The sequence below is a fragment of the Lentzea sp. NPDC051208 genome, from assembly GCF_040682435.1.
In the GTDB taxonomy this organism is placed as follows: Bacteria; Actinomycetota; Actinomycetes; order Mycobacteriales; family Pseudonocardiaceae; genus Lentzea; species Lentzea kristufekii.
The window spans coordinates 141,180-162,521 of the sequence record NZ_JBFBAW010000013.1; the positions used below are offsets into that span (position 1 = coordinate 141,180).

Below are 21,342 nucleotides of genomic sequence, written 5' to 3' on the forward strand. Positions count from 1 at the left end.
ACCTCGCCCTGAGAGACGCGACCTCACGCTGAGAGGCGTGGACCTCACCCTGAGAGGAGTGTGCGATGCGTGACCTGGCGCCGGCCTTGCTGTCGTGGGACCGGTTCGCGGTCGCGTCGGTGGTGGCCGTGCGGGGCAGTGCCCCGCGTCCGGTCGGTGCCGCGATGGCCGTCGGGCCGTCCGGCGAGGTGATCGGCAGCGTGTCCGGCGGCTGCGTGGAGGCCGAGGTCTACGACCTGGCGTGCCAGGTGCTGTCGACCTCTGAGCCCGTTCTCGCCTCGTTCGGCTACTCCGACGACACGGCGTTCGCGGTCGGCCTCACCTGCGGCGGCTCACTCGACGTGCTGGTGCAGCGCGACTCCCCCGCGTTGCGCGCGGCCCTCTCGGCTTCCGTTGCCGGGCATCCGCTGTCCGTGCGCTTCGAGGCGGAGGGCCGGGTGTTCACCGAGTCGTGGATGCCACCGCCACGCCTGCTGGTGTTCGGCGCCATCGACCACGCTGCCGCGGTGGCCGAGATCGGGCGCTTCCTCGGCTATCACGTGACCGTGTGCGACGCACGCCCCGTGTTCGCCACTCCCGAACGTTTCCCCGCGGCGCACTCGGTCGTCGTCGACTGGCCGCACCGCTACCTCGCGTCCACCCACACCGACCCCGACACGGTGGTGGTGGTGCTGACCCACGACGCCAAGTTCGACATCCCGGTGCTCGTGGAGGCCTTGTCCAGGCCGCTCGCCTTCGTGGGAGCGCTGGGGTCTCGCCGCACGCACCTCGAACGCCTCGACCGCCTGCGCGAGGCAGGTGTCACCGAGGCCGCGCTGGCCAGGCTCCGCTCCCCCATCGGTCTCGATCTCGGGGGCCGCACGCCCGCGGAGACGGCGGTGTCGATCGCTGCCGAGCTCGTCGCACTCAAGCACGGTGGCACCGGTCTACCGCTGAGAGACCTCACCACCTCGATCCACCGCTCCCCCGCGCGCTTCCTCCTGACGCAACGAAATTCTCTCACCACAAGTTCCTGATCACTTCGGCGACGAGAGGTGAACGGACCGTTCATCTGCTGGGAAATCGCAGGCCGGTACACCTTTCACGCCGAAGCCCCATTCCAGAACCCGAGGTCAGAAGAGAATGACACTTATTTTTCTCAACGGCGGCGGCATGCAGGGTGGGCCCCTCCACAGCCAGCTCCAGGGCACACCGATGCTCGGCCGTGTGAAGAGCGCGGCGAAGTACCGCTACTTCTCCGTCCGCGACGAGTTCCCCGCCATGCACGCGTCCGGCGGGGCACAGGTCGTCGGTGAGCTGTACGACCTCCCGCTCACGGTGCTGCGCGACTACCTGATCCCCGCCGAGCCCGCCGAGCTGGAAATCGGGGTCGTCGAGCTCGAGGACGGTGGCGCCGCGCTCGCCACCGTCCTCAGGAACGAGTTCCTCCATTCGAGCGATCTCACGGACATCTCACATCTGGGCGACTGGATCCGGTACTTGCACGGGTAAATCCACGTTCAGGGGTGAGGGCCATGCCATTCCACGCCGGTTCGGCGAAAGTAGATGTGACGCCGCCTCCAACAGCTCCTTATCTGGGCGGTCAGCCACGACATTCCCTGTTCCTCGGCGTGCACGATCCGCTCTTCGTCAGGGCCACGGCAATCACCGGCGGAGACACCGTCATCGTGATCGCCGTCGACTCGCTCGGCATCAACAACGACATCCTCGGGCCTGGCCGCGACTTCACCGCCGAGGTCCGCGAGCGCGTCCAGCAGCAGACCGGTGTGCCGCCCACGCACGTGATGATCGCCAGCTCCCACACGCACTCCAGCCCGGAGACGGGTGACGTCAGACCGTTTCCCGACCAGGAGTGGCTGGAGACGTTCCGCGACCGGATCGTCCAGGCCGCGCGCGAGGCCGTCGAGAGCCGGCGGCCGGTGACCGCGACGATCGGCAGGGGCGCGGTGCTGCCCGGCACGCTGGCCATCAACCGCAACGGCCACGTCTACCCCGGCATCCCGCCGCAGGACCCCGAGGTCACGGTGGTGCGGTTCCGGGGCGACGAGTGGAGCAGCGTCTTCTACCACTTCACCACGCACCCGGTGTACGTGCAGGTGCAGCCGTTCGTGTCGGCCGACTTCCCCGGCGTCACGTCCGCGATGCTCGAGCTCAACGAACCGCACTGCCAGGCCGCGCTGTTCCTGCCCGGCGCGGCCGGCAACCAGGCGCCGCCGCCCGACCCGCTCACGCACGGCGGTGCCAGGTTCGACGAGGAGAACAACCCGGACTTCGAGGTCATCCGCAACCTGTTCGCCCACACCGCGCGCATGGGCATGTACCTCGCCCAGACCGCGCTCGACGTCCCGGGAGAGACCGAACTCAGCGGCCCGGTGACGGCCGCCCGGCGCACCGTCCGGGTCGACTCCCGCGACCTGCCGGACCGGGGGCCCTTCGAGGCCGAGCTGATCGGCCGCCGGCGCGCACTCGCGGACGCCATCGGCCGCAACGCCCCGAAGGCCGAGATCGTCCGGCTCACGCAACGGGTGCAGGACGTCGAGGAGACCCTCGTCGCCATCGACCGCGGCACCGACCCCATCGATGCCGAGGTGCAGGTGCTGCGCATCGGCGGACTCGCTCTCGCCGGCCTGCCCGGCGAGCCGTTCGTGGAACTCGGCTTCCAGCTCAAGTCGATGTCCGGCGACGGCCGCACGGTGCTGCCCGTCGGGTACGCCAACGACTACCTCGGCTACCTCACCTACCCCGAGGCGTGGGACACGCCCGTCTACGAGGTGAGCCTCGGCCCGTGGACGCGCATCGGCCGTTTCGGTGGACAGCAGCTCACCGACACGGCGAAAGCCCTGGTCGACGAGCTCTGGACTACCCCGAACGAGTGATCTCGACGGTGCCGTGTATTCCAGCGTCCCCTTCCCACTCCTTTTCTGACGAGGGGTGAGGGAGTGGCAAGGGGGAGTTGCCGCAGGCGGCGGGGTCGATCGAATCGATCCCGCCGCGGGGGGCTGCGGCGCTGCCACTCACCGGGCTGATCACGATCAGGTCCGGGCACCACCGCCCGCGCCGCGCAGCAGCCCGCGTTCGTACGCCACCGCCACGGCAGCGGCCCGGTCCGAGACACCGAGCTTCGCGTAGACGTGCAGCAGGTGGGTCTTCACCGTCGCCTCGCTGATGAACAGCGCCGCCGCCACCGCCCGGTTCGTCGAGCCCTTGGCGACCAGCGCCAGCACGTCGAGCTCCCGTGCGGACAACGGTTCCAGCGCCGGCTCGCGCACCTGACCCAGCAGCCTCGTGGCCACGGCGGGCGACAGCACGGCCTCGCCCGCGTGCGCGGCACGGATCGCGCGTTGCAGTTCGTCGCGCGGGGTGTCCTTCAGCAGGTAACCGGTGGCGCCCGCCTTGATCGCCGGCAGCACGTCGCGGTCCGTGTCGTAGGTGGTGAGCACCAGGACGCGGCACGGGTGGTCGCGCAGCCGTTCGATCGCGGACACGCCGTCCGAGCCCGGCATGCGCAGGTCCATCAGCACCACGTCCGGCGACACGGCCGTGACGACGGCGACCGCCTCGTCCCCGGACGCGGCCTCGCCGACCACCTCGAAGTCGCCGGTGGACAGCATGCCGCGCAGGCCGTCGCGGACGACCGGGTGGTCGTCGACGATGACGAGGCGGATCACGCGGGCACCCGCGCCGAGATCGCCGTTCCCGCGCCCGGTTCGGACTCCACGAACAGCGCGCCGGACAGGCGGTGCACGCGGTGGCGCATCGCGGGCAGGCCGAAGCCGTCGGACGGGGCCGTCAGGTCGAAGCCCACTCCGTCGTCGCGCACGTCCAGTGTCACCACGTCCTCCATGTACGACAGGGTCAGGCCCACGCGGGACGCCGAGGCGTGCTTCGCCACGTTCGCCAGGGCCTCCTGGGCGGTGCGCAGCAACGCGACCTCCACCTCCGGGTGCGTTTCGCGCACGGCCCCGGTCAGCGTGACCGAGATCGGTACGCCGTTGTGCTTCGACCAGCCCGACGCCACGTCGTCCAGGGCCTCGTGCAGCGCCGCCGAGTCCAGGGCCGGTGGGCGCAGGGCGTGCACCGAACGACGGGCCTCGGCCAGGTTCGCGCGCGCCAGTTCCGCGGCCACCGCCACGCGGCGTTCCCAGTCGGCGGCCGTGGCCGCCGACAGTTGCGTGATGATGCCCGCCAGGCCCTGGGCGAGGGTGTCGTGGATCTCGCCGGCCATGCGGTGGCGTTCGTCCTGCACGCCTGCCTCGTGCGCCTGCACCAGCAACTGCGCGTGCAGCCCCTCGTTCTCGTCGAGGAGTTCCTTGCGCTGCCTGGACTGTTCGGTCGTCACGTGGCCGACGTAGGTGAAGGTGCACGCCAGCACCACGAAGACGAGCAGCAGCAACCAGAACGCCGCCTCCTCGCCCGGCGGCGGGTAGCCGCCGAACAGCGACAGCGTCGCCAGCCCGGCCGTGAGCGCCACGACGACGAACATCCAGCGTCCGCGCAGGAGCTCGCTCGCGTAGATGTAGACCGCGTACGACACCGCGCCGAACCAGTGCTCGCGCATGCCCAGCACCGCGTAGAACACGACCATGCCACCGATGAACACGGCCATGAGCTCCGGACGCCGGTGCCACGCGGGATGCAACGTGAACCACCACGCCATCCACACGAAACCGAACGCCACGACGCCGTAGGTGAACCAGCGCTCCGGCACCGACTGCGTCGTGAAGATCGTGTACAGCACCGTCGTCACGGTCAGCACGAAGTACGGGATCACGCGGGCGATCGCGACGAGCCTGCGCTCCCACCTGTCCAACGCGGCCATGTCCACGAGCTACTCCCAAGTGTGGGCCAGTGCGCCGGGCTTCCGAGAGCGGCGCCGTCGACGCTGCGAGCGAGCCAGAAGGCCAGCTCAATCTCGAAGTCGGTGCACACACCGCCTGCATGCTCTCATCCAGCCGAGCTCAGATGTGGGTCAGCGACACCAGCCCTCAGATCGAGTTTATGATCTTTGCTGTGCGGCTTCGCTACAAATACCGCGTCTATCCGACACCCCCGCAGCAGGAGTCGCTGACGCGGGCATTCGGGTGTGCACGGGTGGTGTTCAACGACGGCCTGCGCCTACGGCAGGAAACACACACGGCCGGATCGCGGTACATCTCGGACGGCGACTTGTCGAAGCAGGTCATCACCCAGGCCAAGAAGACAGAAGAGCGAGCGTGGCTGGGCGAGGTGTCCGCGGTGGTGTTGCAGCAGGCCCTGGCTGATCTGAATGTGGCGTACCGCAACTTCTTCGCTTCGGTGTCCGGAAAACGCAAGGGCCGTAAGGTCGCAGCACCACGGTTCCGGTCGCGCAAGGACAACCGGCAGGCCATCCGGTTCACCGCCAACGCCCGGTTCAAGGTCCTGGACAACGGCCGCTTGCGGTTGCCGAAGATCGGTGATGTGCGGGTGGCATGGTCGCGGGAACTGCCCGCGCCACCGTCGAGTGTGACGATTGTGCGGGACGCGGCGGGCAGGTTCTTCGCGTCGTTCGTCGTGGACGCCTTGAACGAGCCGTTGCCGGAGACCAGCTCCGAGGTCGGTATCGATCTGGGGCTCACGCATTTTGCGGTGTTGTCGGACAGCACCAAAGTCACCGCACCCCAGTTTCTGCGGAACGCCGCCCGCAAACTCCGCAAGTTGCAACAGGACCTGTCCCGCAAGACGAAGGGCTCGAACCGACGCAAGAAAGCAGTCGCGAAAGTCGCCCGCGCACACGCCAAGGTCACCGACACTCGTAGGGACTGGCAGCACAAGCTTTCGACGATGATCATCCGTGACAACCAAGCGGTGTTCGTCGAAGATCTGTGCGTCGCCGGTCTCGCACGCACGCGCCTGGCCAAGTCCGTTCACGACGCGGGGTGGGCGCAGTTCACCGCGATGCTGGAATACAAGGCCAGCCGGCACGGACGCACATTCGGCCGGGTCGACCGCTGGTTCCCGTCGACTCGGACGTGCTCGGCCTGCGGCCAGATCAACGGCAAGATGCCGCTCGGCCTCCGAGCGTGGACCTGCCCCTGCGGAGCAGTCCACGACCGAGATGTCAACGCGGCCATCAACATTCTCGCCGCAGGACGTGCGGAGAGGCTAAACGACCGTGGAGCACGGGTCAGACCAGCAGCGATGCCGGCACCGCGCGGTGAAACGGTAATCCACCCAGGCGCCGCGCAATTCACGCGCAGCGTGGAGGGAATCCCCACCATTAGTTCGGGGGGAGAACGTCAATCCCAGCGGAAGGTTCTGGCCGCGACGGTACCTGCCACGAGCCCGACCAGTCCCATGATCGCGAGATGCCTCCAGTCCGGCGCGGTACCGAGCCACGCCTGGTGAATCGCCTCCACGCCGGGAGGCGAGTACGAGCCGATCGCCTGAATCGCCGAAGGCAGCATGAACCGCGGCAGGTACACGCCGCCGACGAACATCAGCAGCATGAACACCACCGCCGCCCAGCCACCGGCCGCCCGCGCGGTCGGGGCCAGGGCGGCGATCACCAGGCCCAACGCGAACGTGCCCGCGCCTCCCAGCACCACGGCACACGCCAGGCCGAGTGGATGGTGAGGCAGGTCGACGCCGAAAACGACGTACCCCACCAGTATGAGGAGCAGCACCGACAAGATCACCGCGGCGAAGTTGACGACCATCTGCCCGGCCAGCAACCGCGCCGGGTGCATGGGCGTCGTCGACAGCCGCCGCAGGACGCCCCTCTCCCGGTAGGTCGCCACGACGGCGGGCAGGCGTTGCAACCCGATGAACGCCAGCGCGAACACGACGAGCGCGGACACGTAGCTGTCGATGAACCGCTGCCCGCCGAAGTTCTCGTCGGGCGTCCGCAACGCCGGGATCGCGCCCAGCGCCAGCAGGAGCACGCTGGGGAACAGCAACCCGAACAGCGAGTTCATCCGATCGCGCAGGAACAACCGCGCCTCGATCTCAACGATCTTCAGCATCACGACCCCCGGTCAGTGCGACGTAGGCGTCGTCCAGGGAGACCTGGTCGACGCGGAGCTGGTGTGCGACGACCTGCCGCCGTGCCAGCAGGGAGGTCACCGCGTGCAGCAGGTTCTCCGATCCGCTGACCACGAGCTGCTCTCCCACCGACGCCACCGACGTGACCTCCGGCAGGGCTTCCAGCAGCGACACGTCCAAGGCGGTGGACGGCACGAACCGCACCCGAGTGGCACCGTCCACACGCGACACCAGCGCGGAGGGCGTGTCCAGCGCGACGATGCGGCCGTCGCGGAACACCGCCACCCGGTCGCAGAGCCGCTCCGCCTCTTCCATGAAGTGCGTGACCAGCAGGATCGTCACGCCGGCCGAGCGCACCTCCTCGATGACCGACCAGGTGTCCCGCCGCGCCTGCGGATCGAGCCCCGTCGTCAGTTCGTCCAGGATCGCGATCCGCGGCGACCCGACCAGCGCCAGCGCGATCGACAGCCGCTGCTTCAACCCGCCGGACAGCTGCCCGAACTCGGCCTTCCGGTGCGGTACCAGCCCCAGCCGCGCGGACCAGTCGACCGGCGACGGGTAGAACGACGAGAACAGCTCCAGCGCCTCGCCGACCCGAATCCGTTCCGGCAACTCCGAGGCCTGCAGTTGCACGCCGATCGAAGCGCGGACGTCCGCCGGTCGCCGCCCCAGCACCGACACGCTCCCCCGGTCCGGTGTCCGCAGCCCCGCCACGCACTCGACGGTCGTCGTCTTGCCCGCCCCGTTCGGCCCCAGGACGCCGAAGATCTCCCCCTCGGCGACCTCGAAAGACACGGAGTCCACCGCCACGCGGGGCCCGTACCTCTTCCCGAGGTCGCGCACTTCGATGATTGCCATGTCCCCAGCCTGGGAGCACGGCGCGCGAAGATCATCGAACAACGAGCGGGACCCTGATCAACCGATCGGTTGATGCCGCTGGTCAGCCTCCACGACGGCGGCCCGCAGCGCGGCGGCCAGGCGCGACACCGGCTCCGGCACCGGTCCGGGCAGCCGCGCGAGCACGGTCCGGCGCTGCTCGGCGGGCCCGCCCCGCACCGGCAGGATCCGCACCCCCGCGGGCGCGACGGCCACCAGTGACGCGGAGATCGTCGTGATGCCGAGGCCCGCCGCGACCAGGTGCAGCTTCGCCAGCCAGTCCCGCGCGGTGTGGGCGACCACGGGCCGCTCGTCCAGCCCGGGCCAGATGCCCATCACCCACCGGTCGCCGGGGCCGGAGATCCACCGCTGGCCCCGCAGGTCGGCGACGTCGATGAAGTCGTTGCGCGCCAGCGGATGCGTGGACGGCACGGCCACGCGCAGACTGCGTTCGACGAGGGTGTCCACCACCAGGGGCGGTGTCTCGTCGTCAGGCGCGCGGAACGGCGGTACCGACGAGATCAACGCGACGTCCAGCGTGCCGGCCCGCAACGCGCGCACCAACGCCGGCGTGTTCCCCTCGCGCGTGACCACGGTGATCGACGGATGCGTGCGCCCCAGCGCTGTGAGCGCACGGGGGACCAGCCACGCACCGGCCGTCGCGAACCAGCCGAGCCGGACGGTGCTCACGTCCCCGGGCAGGCCCGCGAGCTCACGGGCACCCGCGTCGACCTCGTCCACCACGGTGGCGGCACGCCGCAGCACGAGCCGTCCGGCCGGGGTGAGCCGCACACCGTCGTGCCGCCGCTCCAGCAGCTCCGCGCCCGCCGCTCGTTCCAGGGCCGCGATCTGCCGTGACACGGCGGACTGCGTGTACCCCAGCGCGGTCGCCGCCGCGGTCAACGTGCCGCGCTCGGCGACTTCGCGGAACACGCGCAGCGCCACCAGTGACGCATCGGTCAGAGCCATGACGTCTACGCATACCCCTGTTGAGATTCGCTCGCTACCCGCATGCCTCCGCGCGTCCTAGCTTGGACGTACTCCGAAACCCTCCTCGCGAAGGCATGACATGACGATCGCACTGGTCACCGGCGCCACCCAGGGCCTCGGCCTGGCACTGGTCGAAGGGCTCGCGCAACGCCTGCGGCCCACCGACACCGTCTACCTCACCGGCAGGGACGTCGGCAAGATCGCCGAGGCCGTGCGGTCCGTGCCGGGCGGCGGCGCGGCGGTCCGCGGCGAACTCCTGGACGTCGCGGATCCCGAAGCCGCCGCGAAACTGGCCGCACGGTTGGAAGAACGGCACGGCGGCATCGACATCGTCTTCGGCAACGCCGTCATGCGCGTCGGTCCCGGCGACGACCCGCCCACGATCATCGACGCCTACACCCAGGTCAACAACTTCGGCACCACCAGGCTCCTGAAGGCCTTCGCGCCACTGCTCGCCGACAACGGCAGGCTGATCGTGGTCGCCAGTTCGCTCGGCACCCTCCACCAGCTGGCACCGGTGCTGCACAGGCGGTTCACCGAACCGTCCTCTTTGGACGAGGTGGACGCGCAGATCGCCCGCTGGCGCGACGAGGTCAAGGACGGCAGGGCGAAAGCAGGAGCGTGGCCGGGCTTCGTGAACATCCCGTCCAAGATCGGCCAGGTCGCCGCCGTCCGCGTGCTCGCCGCCGAACGCCGCGAGACGGACCTCGCCAGAGGCGTCCTGATCGCCGCGGTCTGCCCGGGGATGATCAACACGCCCACGTCCGGGCTGTGGTGGGACGTCAGCACCGCCCCGACCCCGGCCCAGGCCGCGACGGCGTTGCTGGACCTGGCCCTCGGCCCGCTCGACCCGGCGCACCACGGCGAACTCGTCCGCCACGGCGAGGTCGTGCCGTTCAGCTGATGGGCTTGTCCAGCCCGTGCACCACCTGGTCGAGCAGGGTCTGGATGACGGCCTCGTTGTGCTCGTTGCGACCCGGCGTGATCATCCGCGACGTCGCCTCGACCATCGCGTGCACGAGCATCGCCCGCAACTGCGCGCGCTGCACCCCGGCGGTCTTGAAGACGCCGACCAGCGGAGCCAGCAACCGTTCGTGCTCGGCCCGGATCTGCTCGCGCGACGAGTCCGGCAACGTGTGCGCGGACAACGCCACCACCGCCCCGTGGCTGCCGTCGGTGATGATCGCGAGCTCGGTGCGCAGGTACGCCTCGATCTTCGCCGGCACGGACGACGCGCTGTTGACCGCGTCCTCCAGCTTGTCCGCCCACTCCGGCAGCGCGTCGGACACGATCGCGGCGACCAGTTCCTCCCGCGACCGGAAGTACTCGTAGAGACTCGGCCGCGACAGGCCGACGCGTCTGGCGAGCGACGCGAGCGTCAGCGCCTCCGCCCCGTCGGTCGCCACGATGTCCCGCCCGGCGTCCAGCAGGGCGCGCAACCGGTTCGCGCGGTGTTCCGCCACGGTGTCTGCGCTGATCCTCGGCACATCCGGATCGTATCGCGCTTGATTTCCCGACGGGGAGTTGGAATAGTTCCCGACAGAGCGTCGGAATCAAGGAGGGCCCCATGTTCATCGCGACGAACCGGCTGTTCGTCCCTGCCGAGCGGGCAGAGGAGTTCGAGGCCCACTTCCGCGACAACATGCGCACGTTCCTGCCCGGCGTCCCCGGCCTGCTGCGCAGCACGCTGCTCAAGCCGACGAAGGACGACCAGCCCTACGTGTCGGTCAACGAGTTCGAGTCCGAGGAGCACTTCCGCGACTGGGTCGCCTCCGACTCGTTCCGGGAGGCCCACAAGCGCAACCGCGGCATCGCCCGGCACGTCACGGGCAACGCCGTCGAGACCTTCCAGCACGCCGAGGACATGGTGCTGCCCCGGCAGCGCACGGAATAGCGAGGCGCTCAGAGCTCCGTCAGCAGCTTCTTCATCCGGTTGATCTCGTCGTCCTGCGTGGCCACGACGTCGTCGGCCATCTCCTCGACCTGGACGTTGGTGCCGGACGCGCGCACGTCCGTCGCCATCTTGATCGCACCCTCGTGGTGCTTGATCATCAGCTCGAGGAACATCCGGTCGAAGTCCTTGCCCCGCGCGGCCCCCAGGGCGTTCAGCTGGTCCTGGGTGGCCATGCCCGGCATGGAGCCGTGGTCCCCGTGCGTTCCGATGGCGTTGAACGTGCGCTGCCACTGCTTCATGGCGCCGATCTCGGGTTCCTGGCTGAACCGGATGCGCTCCGCCAGGCCCTTCACCGTCTCGTTCTGCGCACGGTCGGGAGCGAACCGCGTCATGGCGAGCGCCTGCTCGTGGTGGACGATCATCATCGCCACGTACTGGCGGTCGGCGTCGTTCGGCGGAGGCTGGGTCACGCCGGTCAGGTCCGACGGCGCGACGGTCGACGCCGAGCCGCCGGGAGTGTCCGGTGCGATGACCGGTGCCGCATCAGGCTCCGATGTACAGCCTGCAAGCAGGGCGAATGCCGCCGCGATGACAAGAACCCCAGAGCGCATGCTCCGGAGAATACCTCCGAAAGACGCTGGCCTTTAGCAAGGCGAAGGGGTGATACTCCCCCTCACCAACCCGTACTGAGGGGGTAAAGCAGTGACTTCACGCGCAACGGCCCGCCGGCGCAGAGCGTCGTTGTCGGTTCTGGGGGCGCTCGCGCTGACGCTGTCAACGTTGACCGCGCCCGCGTACGCCGAGCCCGACCTCCCTGCCGATGGCAAGGGACTGAGCGAGGCTCAACTCGAAGCGCAGGCGGAAGCGGTCGACGGCCTTCCGGGGGTTGACGAGATCTCCCGCAGCCGCAACATGGTCCCGGTCGCCCACCTGGACAAGCAGGCTCCGCTCAGCTCGACGCAGACCGACATCGCGTTCCAGGACAACTACGCGTTCGTCGGCAACTACGACGGCTTCGTCATCTACGACATCCGCAACCCGAAGAAGCCGACGATCAAGAGCCAGGTCCTGTGCCCCGGCTCGCAGAACGACATCTCGGTGTACGGGAACCTGCTGTTCCTGTCGACCGACTCGTCGCGCAGTGACAACTCCTGCAGCAGCGTGTCCCAGTCCGCGACGATCAAGGAGTCGTGGGAGGGCATCAAGGTCTTCGACATCAGCGACAAGAGCGCCCCGCGCTACGTCGCCGCCGTCGAGACCGCCTGCGGTTCGCACACCCACACGCTGGTGCCGGGCAAGAACAAGAAGGACGTCTACCTCTACGTCTCTTCCTACTCGCCCAACGCCACGTTCCCGGACTGCCAGCCGCCGCACGACAAGATCTCCATCGTCAAGGTGCCGGTGAAGAACCCGGCCGCGGCCTCGCTGCTCAAGGCCCCGGTCCTCTTCCCGGACGGCGGCAACGCCGGTGTCCCCGGCACCATCGAGACCGGCTACACCTCGGCCACCTCGGGTTGCCACGACATCACCGTCTACCCGCAGCTCGACCTCGCGGCCGGCGCCTGCATGGGTGACGGCGTCCTCTGGGACATCACCGACCGGGAGAACCTGGTCGAGATCAACCGGGTGCAGGACGACAAGAACTTCGCGTTCTGGCACTCCGCGACCTTCAACAACAGCGGCACCAAGGTCGTCTTCACCGACGAGCTCGGTGGCGGCGGCGCCGCGACCTGCAACGAGAAGATCGGCCCGACGCGGGGTGCCAACGGCATCTACGACATCGTGGGCAAGGGCAAGAACCGCAAGCTGGAGTTCAAGTCCTACTACAAGATCCCGCGCATGCAGGGCGACACGGAGAACTGCGTCGCGCACAACGGTTCGCTGATCCCGGTGCCCGGCAAGGACATCATGGTGCAGTCCTGGTACCAGGGCGGCGTCTCGGTGTGGGACTTCACGAACTCGGCCAAGCCGCGTGAGATCGGCTTCTTCGAGCGCGGCCCGATGCCGAACGGCGCGGGCGGCGGTACGTGGTCCACGTACTGGTACAACGGCTACATCTACTCCTCGGAGATGGGCCGCGGCTTCGACGTCATCGACATGCGCGACCCGCGCACGTTCGTGGCGAAGCTGTTCCGCACGGACGAGCTGAACGTGCAGACCCAGGGGAACTTCTACCGCGGGTAGTGGCTCTCCACCCAGATCAGCGCGGCTGCCGGCGTTCGGCAGCCGCGCTGACCGCTGTCAGGACCAGGGTCACCGCGACACCACCGAACACGGCCCAGACCGGCGACCCGACGTCCAGCGCCCACGCGACGACGACGGCCGTGAGCCCGTAACCGGCGCCCGTCACGGCGTACATCATCGAGAACCCGGCCGCGTGCGCGCCGACGGGAAGCCGTTCGCGCAACGCCAGGCTGCGCGTCACCAGCACACCGGACTGGAACAGCCCGGCGGCCAGCAACGCGCCCGCGATGCCCGGCAGGTTCGGGAACAGCGCCAGCGCGCCGACGCACGTCGCCGTGACGACGAGCAGCACCAGACCCTGTGCGCGCAACGATCCCGGCCACGGGCGCAGCCCGTACAGCACCGCGCCCAGCGCACTGCACGCCGCGAACCCGGTGAGCAGCGGCCCGGTCCAGCCGATGCCGATCCCCCGGTGCTCCAGCAACGCCGGCAGCACGAGTTCGGCGACCGCGAGCTGCGCGAGTGCCGCCGCGCTGACCAAATAGATCGGCCACGCCGACGCGACCACGCGCACCTTCGCCGTACCGGACCGGGACGTCACGTGCCCGCGCGGCAGGATGAACACCAGCCACGCCGCCACGACGACCAGGGACACGGACACGACGACGGGCGCCCGGTGGTCGACGCTCAACGCCAGCACGGTGACCAGCGCTGGAGCCACCGCCCACACCACCTGCGTGATCATGGCGTCGAAGCCCATCGCCTTGGGCACCAACGCGTCCGGCACCAGCCCGAGCAGCATCGCCCGCAACCCGCCCGGTGTCGTCGACGGCCCGGCACCCGCGACGAACGCCGCGATCGCCAGCACCGTCACGTTCTGCGTGAGCGCCAGCGTCGTGAACGCCCCCGCGCCGACGATCAGCCCGACCGACAGCTGCCCGCGCATCCGCGACGGGTCGAGGAAGAGCCCGAGCAGCGCGGCGCCGAGGATCTCCCCCAGCACGTAGACGGCGACCAGCGACGCTGCCAGCACGTACCCGCCGGGCAGTCCCCTGGTCAGGAACACCATCATCAGCGGCGTCATCGACATCGGTAACTTCGCGGCGACCGTCACCACGGCGCACGCCAGCACGTCCCGGTTCGCGAGATCGCGGTACCCGGCAGCGGAGATCGTCATCTACTCGCCCAGCTCCTGGAACAACGTCAGCTGCAGCCCGGCCGGCGCCGCCAGCCTGGCGTTCAGCGAGTTCCACGGCGTGCGCGTCGGTTCCGCGATCACCTCGGCCCCGGCGGCCTCGAGCGCACGGGTGGCCGCCGCGGAGTCGTCCACCTCGAAGGCCACCCGGACGTGCCCGGCGACGCGCCGGCCGACCTCGACCTCGTCGATGAACTCGGCGTGCGGCGGATCGGTGATCTCCAGCGTCGCCCGCCCGGCTTCGAGGATCGTGACCCTGCCGCCGTCGGACGAGAACGCCGCCCGTTGCTCAAGCCCCAGCACGTCTCGGTAGAAACGCAGGGCCTCGTCGTAGTCGTCAGCGGTGACGACCAAGCGGAGTTCACGGACACCGGTCATGGCGACGATCATCGCACCACCGGTGTCAGAACGAGGCGAACCCGCCGAAGTGCCCGGCCTGACAGGATGTCCTCCGTGCTGAACGGACTTGATCAGGTGGACTGGGCGCGGCTGACCCACGCCTACGGAGCTGCCGACGACGTGCCCGATCAGATCCGCGGCCTGGTGTCGCCGGACGGGGATCGCCGGCGGGAGTCGCTGTGGGAGTTGAACGGCAACATCTACCACCAGGGCACCATCTACGAGGCCACCGCGTACGCGGTCCCGTTCCTGCTGGAGGTGCTGACCGCACCCGAGTGCGACGAACAGCCGCAACTGCTGAGCCTGCTCAGCGGGATCGTCACCGGGTTCGACGAGAGGTGGCTGCCAGGAGGCCTGCCCGTCGCCGAACACCGCGCGCGGGCAGCGGGTGGCGAGGCGGTCCTGGCCGCCGCGCCCCGGCCGGGCGACGACGACTTCGACGAGGACGAGGCGGACTACGAGTACGTCGAGGGCCTGTCGGACGAGGACCGCGGCCGGATGTTGGCGCACATCTGGGTGCGGGCCTACGACGCCGTCCGCGCAGGGGTTCCGCTGTTCCGCGAACTCCTGGGCGCGGAGCCACCGGTGCAGTGCATGGCCGCGTACACGCTGGCCTGGTTCCCCGAAGACGCACCGGACAGCCTGCGGGCGCTGGCGAACGTCACCGAGGGCGACGACGAGGGCGTGGTGGCGGCGACCGCGTCGGTCGCGATGGGCCTGCTCGGCGGCCGTCCCACGATCACGCTCGACGACCCGAGGCCGATCGCCCGCTGGGGCGCCGCGATCGCCTTGGCGACCCTCGACGGTCCGGACGCACCCCGGAACGTCGTGGACGAACTGATCTCCGCCGCCGGCGGCTCACTGCCCGGCAACGACAGGGTTCCGTTCCTCGACGGCGATCTCGCCGCCTACGCGGGCGGCGTGCTGAAGCTGACCGGTGACCGGTACGCCGGCCGGACGTTCGACGCGCTGCTGGAGCGCATCCCCACGGTGTCCGGCAGCAGCGCCTTCCACGTCGTGAAGGAGGCTTTGCGCCTGGCGTTCCCCGCGGGAGCGCTCCCGGCGGGTACCGGCTACCCGTCGCTGGACGACCACGGACGCCGGCTCGTGGACGCGCTCGCCGGCTCCCCCGGCACCTGGCTGATCGACGGCAGGAACTTCGGCAACTTCAGCGCGCTGGTCCGCGAGTACGGTCTGCCGCACTCCTGCGAAGCGTTGCGGGACTACACCTCGACGCGCTGAGCCTGCCCGAGCGCCAGCCGCGTGGCGATCGCCAGGACCAGCGCGATCCCCGCCGTCACGTGGATCGGCGCGGGTCCGAACGTCGCCGCCAGCACCGCCACGGCCCCGATCGGCAGCAGGTACTTGCGCAGCCCGTCCTGCCCGGGACAGTCCTGCACGTACCAGACGCACAGGAAGAACACGGCCAGCGGCACCGTCGTGAACGCGGCCACCGTCGTGCCCGGCGCGTGCGAGAGGTGCAGGTCGTAGTCGACCGAAGCCGCGAGACCGGCGCCGAGTGCCGCGATCGCGCCGAGGATGAACAGGTGCGCGTACCCCCACAGGAACGCCTTCTTCAGGTTGTGCAGGTGCAACGGTGCCTCGAAGTAGATCCACCACACCGAGAACACGATGACGAGCGACGCCGCGGCGAGCGAGATGAGGTTGACGCCGGTGTCGAAGCCCTTCTGGAACGCGAGCGTGGCCGCCAGGATCGACTCGCCGAGCACGATCAGCGTGAACAGGCCGTGCCGTTCCGCGATGTGGTGCGGGTGCCAGGTCGTCGCGCTCGCCTTCTCGGCCCAGGCGGGCACGAGCAGTTCGGCGAGCATGCCGAGCGCCCACAGGCCGAGCGCGAGGCTCGGCGGTGCGAAGAGCCACAGCACCCACAGCACCTGCATGACCGCGATGCCGGCCGCGTACCGGTGCGCGCACGCCTTGTGCGACGGGTTGTCCCGCGCGGCACGCAGCCAGTGCGTGACCATCGCGAGCCTGATGACCACGTAGCCGCCGACGACGATCCGGTAGTCCTGGTGCTCGAACACGGCCGGGATGCCCGCCGCGATCACCAGGACACCGGCGATCTGGACCATCGTGATGATCCGGTACAGCGTGTCGTCGTTGTCGAACGCGCTGGAGAACCAGGTGAAGTTCAGCCACGGCAGCCACAGCGCGAAGAACGCCATGCAGAACGCCAGCACACCGGCACCGGCGTGGTTCTCGGAGACGGCGTGGTGCAACGAGGCGGCGGCCTGGGCGACCGCCACCACGAAGCTCAGGTCGAACAGCAGCTCCAACGGCGTCGCGACCCGGTGGGCCTCCGCCGTGTCGCGCGCGAGGAGCTTCTTGATCATCCAGGCACCACCATGATCCGCGATTCGCTGAGGTCGAGCGCGACCCGCGTGCCCGGCTGGTACGCGGCGGCGGTGTTGGAGGGCTGGTCGATGCGCAGCACCTGGTCCCCCACCCTCACCGAGATCCGCGTGACCGGCCCGAGGAACGACTGGGTCAGCACATCGCCCACGATCTTGCCATTGACGTCACCGTCGTGCGCGGAAACGCCGATGTCCTCCGGACGCACGATGACGCGGACGTCGCTTCCGGACGGCTGGTCGTGGGTCACGGGCACCGTGACGCCGTTGACCACCACGGTCTGGCCCTCGGCCTTGGCCTCCACCGAGTTCGTGACGCCGACGAACTGCGCCACGAACGCCGTCGCGGGCTGCCGGTAGACCACGGACGGGGTGTCGAGCTGCTCCAGGCGGCCGTGCGACATCACGCCGACCCGGTCGGAGACGGCGAGCGCCTCCTCCTGGTCGTGCGTGACGAACAGCGTCGTGATGCCGAGCTCCGTCTGGATGCGACGGATCTCGTCCCGCAGGTTCACGCGGACCTTGGCGTCCAGCGCGGACAGCGGCTCGTCGAGCAGCAGCACGCGCGGCTGGATCGCGAGAGCGCGTGCCAGTGCGATGCGCTGCTGCTGACCACCGGACATCTGGTGCGGGTACCGGCCGCCGAGGTGGGCGAGACCGACCAGTTCGAGCAGTTCGCCCGCCTTCTTGGCGTCGGCCTTGCGCATCTTCAGGCCGAACGCGACGTTCTGCGCCGCGGTCATGTTCGGGAAGAGGCTGTAGGCCTGGAAGACCATGCCCATGTCCCGCTTGTTGGCCGGCACCTTCGTGACGTCCTTGCCGCCCACGGTGACCGTGCCGGAGTCGGACGTCTCGAAACCCGCGACGATGCGCAGCGCCGTCGTCTTGCCGCAGCCCGACGGGCCGAGCAGCGACACGAGCTCACCCTCGGCGAGTTCCAGGTCGAGACCGTCGAGGGCGGTGTTGCCGCTGAAGGTCTTGCGCAGTCCCTTGAGTTCCAGGTGACCCATGTGCTTACTCCTCGGCAACGGTCTGACGGCGCCGCTGGCCGACATAAGAAAGTGCGAACAGAAGGACGAACGCGAAGATCAGGCACAGCAGCGACACCGCGACGGACACACCCGCGTTGCGCTTGCCGAGCAGGTTGACCTGCACCTGCAACGTGTCGAAGTTGAGCAGCGACGCGATGGTGAACTCGCCGAGCACCAAGGCGACGCTCAACAGCGAGGCACCGATCAGTGCGACGCGGATGTTCGGCACGACGACCTTCCACAGCACCGTGAACCACGACGCGCCGAGGCTGCGCGCGGCTTCGGCGAGCGTCTTCAGGTCGATCGCGGCGAGTCCGGCGTCGACCGCGCGGTAGGCGAACGGCAGCACCAGGATCGTGTACGCGAACGTCAGCGTCAGCGGTGAGTCGCCGAGGAAGAAGTTCACCCACGCGTAGAGCGGCGCCATGCCGACCACGAGCACGATGGCGGGAATCGCCAGCGGCAGCAGGCACAGGAACTCCACGAGCCGCTGCAACTGCGGGAGCCGCAACCGGATCCACGCCATCGTCGGCACGAGCAGCACCAGCATCAGAACCGCACTCGTCACCGACAGCAGCAGCGAGTTGACGAGGGCTTCCATCAGGCCTTCGTCGTCGACGATGGACGTCCACGACTCCAGGCTGCGCGTGTCGTTCCTGCCACGCGTGGAGAACTCCGCCATCGCGATCAACGGCAGGATGAAGTAGACGCCGAGGACCAGCAGGACGACCGTGCGCAGAACGCGCTGCTTCACTAGCGAACCCACTTGGCCACCCTCTTCTGCAGCAGCACGTTCACGCCCATCGCGATGCTGACCACGATCACCATGCCGAGGCCGAGCGCCTTGCCGAGGTTCTCCTGGCCGAGCACGACCTCGCCGGTGAGGAACCCGCGGATCTGCAGCGGCACGATGGGGCTGCCCTGCGAGACGAGCGCCGCGGCCGTGGCGTAGGCGCTGAAAGCGTTGGCGAACAACAGGAGCAGCGCGCCGAGGAACGGCGGCGTCAGGATCGGGCCGCCGACGTGGCGCCAGTACGTCCAGCTCGTGCCGCCGAGGCTCGCGTTCGCCTCGCGCCACTGCGGGCGCAGGCCGTCGAGCGCGGGCAGGAACACGATCACCATCAGCGGGATCTGGAAGAACGTGTAGACGAGCGTCAGGCCGGGCAGTTCGAACAGCCACGCGCTGCCGGCGAAGAGGTCGATGCCAACGTTGTCGCGGAGGAACTTCGTGACGAGACCCTCGAAGCCGACCGTCGCGAGGAACGCGAACGCCAGCGGCACGCCACCGAACTGCGCGAGCACACCGCTGCCCGCGATGACGGTCCGGCGCAGCATCCCGTCGGGGTTGCCGACCGCGATGGCCCACGTGAGCAGCGCGCCGAAGATCGCGCCGATGACCGCCGTGAGCGCGGAGAGTTCGATGCTGCGCACGAAGGCGTCGAAGACGACGCCCGTGAACAGGGTCTTGAGGTTGTCGAGCGTGAACGCGCCGTTCGAGTCCTGGAAGGCACCGAACAGCACGAGCACCGTGGGGTAGACCAGGAAGGTGCCGACGAACGCCAGGAACGGCACCGCGACGAGCCAGGCGGCCACAGATGGCCGACCGGCGGCCCCACCCGTCTTCGGGGTGGGGCCGCCGGGCTTCGCCGCCGCTACCGGAGCGACCGAGGTCATCCGATGGCCTGGGCCCAGGTCGCGGTCAGGACGGCCTTGGCCTTGTCGGCCTGGGCCTGCGTCTGGAACACCTGCTTGCCGTCGGTCTTGGGCAGCTTGTCCTTCGCCGCCTTGTCCGCCTTGTCGCCCATCTTCTCCAGGCGCACCGGGCGGGACATGCCCAACAGGTAGAGGTTCTGGCCCTCGTCGGAGTAGAGGAACTCCTGCCACAGGCGCGCGGCCGCCGGGTGCGGGGCGTCCTTGCTGATGGCCTGGTTGTAGTAGCCGCCGATCTGGGCCTCGGCCGGGACGACGACCTTCCAGTCGAGCTTGCCCTTGAGCTTGTCGGCCTGGGCGGCGTTGGTGTAGTCCCAGTCGATGACGACGGGCGTCTGACCGGACTCGATCGTCGCGGGCGACGGGTCGACCGGCTGGAAGTTGCCGGCGGCCTTGAGCTGCTTGAAGAACTCGACGCCGGGGGCGATGTCGTCGGCGCTGCCGCCGTTGCCCAGCGCCGCCATGACGACACCGGAGAACGCGGCACCGGCCTGCGTCGGGTCGCCGTTGAGGGCGACCTTGCCCTTGTACTCGGGCTTGAGCAGGTCCTTCACGCTCGCCGGCGCCGGCACCTTCGCGGCGTCGTAGCCGATCGACATGAAGCCGCCGTAGTCGCCGTAGTAGAGGCCGTCCGCGTCCTTGAGCTCCGCGGGGATGTCGTCCCAGGTGCTGACCTTGTAGGGGGCGAACAGGTCCTTGTTGGCCAGGGCCACGTTCAGACCGAGGTCGAACACGTCGGGCGCGCGGTCGTTGCCCTTGAGCTGCTTGGCGGCGTTGATCTCTTCCTGGCTCGAGGCGTCCGGCTGCGCGGAGTCGACCTTGATGCCGTACTTGGCCTCGAAGGCCTTGATGATCTCGCCGTAGTTCGCCCAGTCCGGGGGCAGCGCGATGACGTTGAGCTTGCCCTCCTTCTTGGCGGCCTCGACCAGCTTGTCCATGCCACCGAGCTCACTCGCCGACTTCGCGGTTCCGGCGGCACCAGCCGGCGTCTCCTTGGCGGGCGGGGCGCCACAGGCGGCCACCGCCAGCACCAGCGCACCGACGCCGATCAACTTCGTCGTGACGTTCCCTCGCTTCAGCACCAGCGGAGGATTCGCTCGGATTGCTTTCGTTGTCAAGCCAGCCGCGCCGGTTGAGACCTTCTCGACTCCAACCGTGAATTCTCGGCGTCCTACGGGTTGCCGCTGAATGCTTTCCGTGCCTCGCCGAGGTGTTGTGCCGTGATCCCGGTACGGGGATCGACGTGGATCAGCGCGGTGGTCAGGTGCCGTCGCTTGTGGACGAACTGCTCCCGGCGCCCGGCGTGCAGCCCGAAGTCGTCGTCGAACCAGACAAGAGGCCTTTCGTAGGCGTACCTGGCGACCGCGGGGTACTTCCAGCCGGTCTCGTCGTGGAACTCGATCACCTTGAGCGGCGGCAGCCCCAGACGTGGCCCGATCTCGGTGTTCGCCCGGTGCAGCCACGTCGTGGCCCACGCGAGCTCGGCGCCGGTGTCCTCCGCCAGCTGTCTCAGCTGGACGCCGTGGTCCGGGTCGAGCCAGACGCGGAGCCGGCGCCGCCAGCCGATCTTGATCTCGAACAGCCGGTAGTTGTCCGGCTTGGGGTTCGCGGCCCACGGGTGGAGCGGGCCGTCGACGTCGATCAGGACCAGGGGACGCATCCGTCCAGCATGCCCGGCCCCGTCCGTAC

The 21,342-nt window shown here is 69.2% G+C and carries 23 protein-coding genes; 8 read left to right on the plus strand and 15 right to left on the minus strand.

Translation table 11 applies throughout. The features are described from left to right. The first annotated feature begins 65 nt into the window (after positions 1 to 65). The 3 genes from AB0M48_RS29460 to AB0M48_RS29470 all read left to right on the plus strand — a co-directional run bounded on the left by AB0M48_RS29460 (position 66) and on the right by AB0M48_RS29470 (position 2,876). Positions 66 to 1,016, plus strand: a complete 951-nt coding sequence (locus tag AB0M48_RS29460) for an XdhC family protein (protein WP_363848179.1) — start codon at positions 66 to 68, stop codon at positions 1,014 to 1,016. A 106-nt stretch (positions 1,017 to 1,122) separates the two neighbouring features. After that, entirely contained in the window at positions 1,123 to 1,491 is a 369-nt protein-coding gene (locus AB0M48_RS29465) for a gamma-glutamylcyclotransferase (RefSeq protein ID WP_363848182.1), read from the plus strand. 119 nt (positions 1,492 to 1,610) lie between these two features. Continuing rightward, complete coding sequence (locus AB0M48_RS29470) at positions 1,611 to 2,876, plus strand: hypothetical protein (protein ID WP_363848185.1); 1,266 nt, start codon at positions 1,611 to 1,613, stop codon at positions 2,874 to 2,876. Between the two features lie 156 nt (positions 2,877 to 3,032). Here the strand turns inward: AB0M48_RS29470 and AB0M48_RS29475 are convergent, their stop codons facing one another. Together AB0M48_RS29475 and AB0M48_RS29480 are read right to left on the minus strand one after the other, a co-directional pair. Next, positions 3,033 to 3,668, minus strand: a complete 636-nt coding sequence (locus AB0M48_RS29475) for a response regulator transcription factor (protein ID WP_363848188.1) — start codon at positions 3,666 to 3,668, stop codon at positions 3,033 to 3,035. After that, positions 3,665 to 4,819 carry a sensor histidine kinase gene (locus AB0M48_RS29480; protein ID WP_363848190.1) on the minus strand — a complete coding sequence of 385 codons (1,155 nt, stop codon included), beginning with the start codon at positions 4,817 to 4,819 and terminating at the stop codon, positions 3,665 to 3,667. The genes AB0M48_RS29475 and AB0M48_RS29480 overlap by 4 nt, the downstream gene beginning before the upstream one ends. A gap of 29 nt (positions 4,820 to 4,848) precedes the next feature. Between AB0M48_RS29480 and AB0M48_RS29485 the strand changes: the two genes are divergently transcribed. Then, the gene (locus AB0M48_RS29485) at positions 4,849 to 6,366 is read left to right on the plus strand and encodes a transposase (protein ID WP_363848193.1); all 1,518 of its coding nucleotides are present in this window, start codon (positions 4,849 to 4,851) and stop codon (positions 6,364 to 6,366) included. Here AB0M48_RS29485 and AB0M48_RS29490 read toward each other — a convergent pair. Genes AB0M48_RS29490 through AB0M48_RS29500 form a run of 3 tightly spaced genes read right to left on the minus strand, consistent with a single transcriptional unit; the run spans position 6,258 to position 8,847 of the window. Then, complete coding sequence (locus tag AB0M48_RS29490) at positions 6,258 to 6,983, minus strand: ABC transporter permease (protein ID WP_363848196.1); 726 nt, start codon at positions 6,981 to 6,983, stop codon at positions 6,258 to 6,260. The two genes, AB0M48_RS29485 and AB0M48_RS29490, sit on opposite strands and share 109 nt — an antisense overlap. Continuing rightward, complete coding sequence (locus AB0M48_RS29495) at positions 6,967 to 7,860, minus strand: ABC transporter ATP-binding protein (RefSeq protein ID WP_363848199.1); 894 nt, start codon at positions 7,858 to 7,860, stop codon at positions 6,967 to 6,969. Before AB0M48_RS29495 ends, AB0M48_RS29490 begins: the two co-directional genes overlap by 17 nt. A 57-nt stretch (positions 7,861 to 7,917) precedes the next feature. After that, the gene (locus AB0M48_RS29500; RefSeq protein WP_363848201.1) at positions 7,918 to 8,847 is read right to left on the minus strand and encodes a LysR family transcriptional regulator; all 930 of its coding nucleotides are present in this window, start codon (positions 8,845 to 8,847) and stop codon (positions 7,918 to 7,920) included. A gap of 100 nt (positions 8,848 to 8,947) precedes the next feature. Between AB0M48_RS29500 and AB0M48_RS29505 the strand changes: the two genes are divergently transcribed. After that, positions 8,948 to 9,772: an SDR family NAD(P)-dependent oxidoreductase gene (locus AB0M48_RS29505; protein WP_363848204.1), complete on the plus strand. Its 825-nt coding sequence runs from the start codon at positions 8,948 to 8,950 to the stop codon at positions 9,770 to 9,772. Here the strand turns inward: AB0M48_RS29505 and AB0M48_RS29510 are convergent. Continuing rightward, complete coding sequence (locus tag AB0M48_RS29510; RefSeq protein WP_363848206.1) at positions 9,765 to 10,355, minus strand: helix-turn-helix domain-containing protein; 591 nt, start codon at positions 10,353 to 10,355, stop codon at positions 9,765 to 9,767. The two genes, AB0M48_RS29505 and AB0M48_RS29510, sit on opposite strands and share 8 nt — an antisense overlap. Before the next feature lie 80 nt (positions 10,356 to 10,435). On the opposite strand from AB0M48_RS29510, the gene AB0M48_RS29515 reads away from it, so the two are divergent. Further along, entirely contained in the window at positions 10,436 to 10,762 is a 327-nt protein-coding gene (locus tag AB0M48_RS29515) for an antibiotic biosynthesis monooxygenase (protein WP_363848210.1), read from the plus strand. An 8-nt stretch (positions 10,763 to 10,770) separates the two neighbouring features. Here AB0M48_RS29515 and AB0M48_RS29520 read toward each other — a convergent pair whose 3' ends face one another. Then, positions 10,771 to 11,373 (minus strand): DUF305 domain-containing protein, encoded by a 603-nt coding sequence (locus AB0M48_RS29520; RefSeq protein WP_363848213.1) that lies wholly within the window; start codon positions 11,371 to 11,373, stop codon positions 10,771 to 10,773. 301 nt (positions 11,374 to 11,674) lie between these two features. Between AB0M48_RS29520 and AB0M48_RS29525 the strand changes: the two genes are divergently transcribed. Continuing rightward, a complete protein-coding gene (locus AB0M48_RS29525; protein ID WP_363848547.1) occupies positions 11,675 to 12,946 on the plus strand; it encodes a hypothetical protein in 1,272 nt (423 codons plus the stop codon). A gap of 16 nt (positions 12,947 to 12,962) precedes the next feature. Here AB0M48_RS29525 and AB0M48_RS29530 read toward each other — a convergent pair whose 3' ends face one another. Then, a complete protein-coding gene (locus AB0M48_RS29530) occupies positions 12,963 to 14,123 on the minus strand; it encodes an MFS transporter (RefSeq protein ID WP_363848216.1) in 1,161 nt (386 codons plus the stop codon). Then, positions 14,124 to 14,519, minus strand: a complete 396-nt coding sequence (locus AB0M48_RS29535) for a VOC family protein (RefSeq protein WP_266041445.1) — start codon at positions 14,517 to 14,519, stop codon at positions 14,124 to 14,126. A gap of 75 nt (positions 14,520 to 14,594) precedes the next feature. On the opposite strand from AB0M48_RS29535, the gene AB0M48_RS29540 reads away from it, so the two are divergent. Continuing rightward, positions 14,595 to 15,782 (plus strand): hypothetical protein, encoded by a 1,188-nt coding sequence (locus AB0M48_RS29540; RefSeq protein ID WP_363848218.1) that lies wholly within the window; start codon positions 14,595 to 14,597, stop codon positions 15,780 to 15,782. Here AB0M48_RS29540 and AB0M48_RS29545 read toward each other — a convergent pair. The 6 genes from AB0M48_RS29545 to AB0M48_RS29570 all read right to left on the minus strand — a co-directional run bounded on the left by AB0M48_RS29545 (position 15,764) and on the right by AB0M48_RS29570 (position 21,313). Further along, positions 15,764 to 16,894, minus strand: coding sequence for a low temperature requirement protein A (locus AB0M48_RS29545; protein WP_363848221.1), 1,131 nt, complete (start codon positions 16,892 to 16,894; stop codon positions 15,764 to 15,766). The two genes, AB0M48_RS29540 and AB0M48_RS29545, sit on opposite strands and share 19 nt — an antisense overlap. Next, positions 16,891 to 17,922, minus strand: coding sequence for an ABC transporter ATP-binding protein (locus tag AB0M48_RS29550; RefSeq protein WP_363848223.1), 1,032 nt, complete (start codon positions 17,920 to 17,922; stop codon positions 16,891 to 16,893). The genes AB0M48_RS29545 and AB0M48_RS29550 overlap by 4 nt, the downstream gene beginning before the upstream one ends. Before the next feature lie 4 nt (positions 17,923 to 17,926). Continuing rightward, complete coding sequence (locus AB0M48_RS29555; RefSeq protein WP_363848226.1) at positions 17,927 to 18,709, minus strand: ABC transporter permease subunit; 783 nt, start codon at positions 18,707 to 18,709, stop codon at positions 17,927 to 17,929. After that, on the minus strand, positions 18,697 to 19,617 hold the full coding sequence (locus AB0M48_RS29560; protein ID WP_363848228.1) for an ABC transporter permease: 921 nt from the start codon (positions 19,615 to 19,617) through the stop codon (positions 18,697 to 18,699). Before AB0M48_RS29560 ends, AB0M48_RS29555 begins: the two co-directional genes overlap by 13 nt. Further along, positions 19,614 to 20,735 (minus strand): extracellular solute-binding protein, encoded by a 1,122-nt coding sequence (locus tag AB0M48_RS29565; protein WP_363848231.1) that lies wholly within the window; start codon positions 20,733 to 20,735, stop codon positions 19,614 to 19,616. Before AB0M48_RS29565 ends, AB0M48_RS29560 begins: the two co-directional genes overlap by 4 nt. Before the next feature lie 89 nt (positions 20,736 to 20,824). Continuing rightward, positions 20,825 to 21,313 (minus strand): HAD domain-containing protein, encoded by a 489-nt coding sequence (locus AB0M48_RS29570; RefSeq protein ID WP_363848234.1) that lies wholly within the window; start codon positions 21,311 to 21,313, stop codon positions 20,825 to 20,827. Positions 21,314 to 21,342 lie beyond the last annotated feature (29 nt).

Coding starts and splice junctions, on each gene's coding strand:
- AB0M48_RS29460 (WP_363848179.1), top strand. CDS start 66: ATGCGTGACCTGGCGCCGGCCTTGCTGTCGTGGGACCGGTTCGCGGTC.
- AB0M48_RS29465 (WP_363848182.1), top strand. CDS start 1,123: ATGACACTTATTTTTCTCAACGGCGGCGGCATGCAGGGTGGGCCCCTC.
- AB0M48_RS29480 (WP_363848190.1), bottom strand. CDS start 4,819: ATGGCCGCGTTGGACAGGTGGGAGCGCAGGCTCGTCGCGATCGCCCGC.
- AB0M48_RS29490 (WP_363848196.1), bottom strand. CDS start 6,983: ATGCTGAAGATCGTTGAGATCGAGGCGCGGTTGTTCCTGCGCGATCGG.
- AB0M48_RS29495 (WP_363848199.1), bottom strand. CDS start 7,860: ATGGCAATCATCGAAGTGCGCGACCTCGGGAAGAGGTACGGGCCCCGC.
- AB0M48_RS29500 (WP_363848201.1), bottom strand. CDS start 8,847: ATGGCTCTGACCGATGCGTCACTGGTGGCGCTGCGCGTGTTCCGCGAA.
- AB0M48_RS29505 (WP_363848204.1), top strand. CDS start 8,948: ATGACGATCGCACTGGTCACCGGCGCCACCCAGGGCCTCGGCCTGGCA.
- AB0M48_RS29515 (WP_363848210.1), top strand. CDS start 10,436: ATGTTCATCGCGACGAACCGGCTGTTCGTCCCTGCCGAGCGGGCAGAG.
- AB0M48_RS29520 (WP_363848213.1), bottom strand. CDS start 11,373: ATGCGCTCTGGGGTTCTTGTCATCGCGGCGGCATTCGCCCTGCTTGCA.
- AB0M48_RS29525 (WP_363848547.1), top strand. CDS start 11,675: ATGGTCCCGGTCGCCCACCTGGACAAGCAGGCTCCGCTCAGCTCGACG.
- AB0M48_RS29530 (WP_363848216.1), bottom strand. CDS start 14,123: ATGACGATCTCCGCTGCCGGGTACCGCGATCTCGCGAACCGGGACGTG.
- AB0M48_RS29535 (WP_266041445.1), bottom strand. CDS start 14,519: ATGACCGGTGTCCGTGAACTCCGCTTGGTCGTCACCGCTGACGACTAC.
- AB0M48_RS29545 (WP_363848221.1), bottom strand. CDS start 16,894: ATGATCAAGAAGCTCCTCGCGCGCGACACGGCGGAGGCCCACCGGGTC.
- AB0M48_RS29550 (WP_363848223.1), bottom strand. CDS start 17,922: ATGGGTCACCTGGAACTCAAGGGACTGCGCAAGACCTTCAGCGGCAAC.
- AB0M48_RS29560 (WP_363848228.1), bottom strand. CDS start 19,617: ATGACCTCGGTCGCTCCGGTAGCGGCGGCGAAGCCCGGCGGCCCCACC.
- AB0M48_RS29570 (WP_363848234.1), bottom strand. CDS start 21,313: ATGCGTCCCCTGGTCCTGATCGACGTCGACGGCCCGCTCCACCCGTGG.